Source organism: Sphingopyxis sp. Geo25, from assembly GCF_949769135.1.
In the GTDB taxonomy this organism is placed as follows: domain Bacteria; phylum Pseudomonadota; class Alphaproteobacteria; order Sphingomonadales; family Sphingomonadaceae; genus Sphingopyxis.
In genome coordinates, this window is sequence record NZ_CATKOZ010000023.1 from 1 (window position 1) to 667 (window position 667).

1 pseudogene is annotated in these 667 nt (G+C 60.6%); it reads right to left on the bottom strand.

The features are described from left to right. Window positions 1-667 (bottom strand): annotated as a pseudogene (locus QOL68_RS18910) (IS5 family transposase); the annotation flags it as partial.

Below are 667 nucleotides of genomic sequence, written 5' to 3' on the forward strand. Positions count from 1 at the left end.
AAGAAGGCCTTCGGGCACCGATCGTAGCGCGTGGCGACGCGCCGCCAGTCCTTGAGACGACCGAACATGATCTCGATTCGATTGCGGCGTTTGTAGCGCCGCTTGTCGTATTTTACGGTCTTGTTCCGTATTTTCCGGCCCGGGATGCAGGGCGTGATCCCCTTTTCCTGCAAGGCGTCGCGGAACCAGTCGGCATCATAGCCCCGGTCGGCGAGCATCCATTGCGCTTTGGGCAGACTGTCGAGCAAAGCGGCCGCGCCCGTGTAATCGCTGACCTGCCCGGCGGTCATGAAGAAGCTGATCGGGCGGCCATTTGCATCGGTCACGGCATGAAGCTTGGTGTTCATACCGCCTTTCGTGCGGCCGATCAGGCGTCCCGGACCCCCTTTTTTACCCCAAGGCTCGACGCCGTGCGGTGCGCTTTGAGATAGGTCGCGTCGATCATGATCGTCTTGCGTTCGGGAGCCTGAGGTGTCGCCAAGCCCTCCATCATGCGGATGAAGATGCCCTTGTCGCTCCACCGCTTCCAGCGATTGTAGAGCGTCTTTGCCGGGCCATATTCTCTCGGCGCATCCCGCCACCTCAGCCCATTACGATTGACGAAGATGATGCCGCTCAAAACCCGCCGGTCATCGACGCGCTCCCGGCCATGGCTCTTCGGAAAATA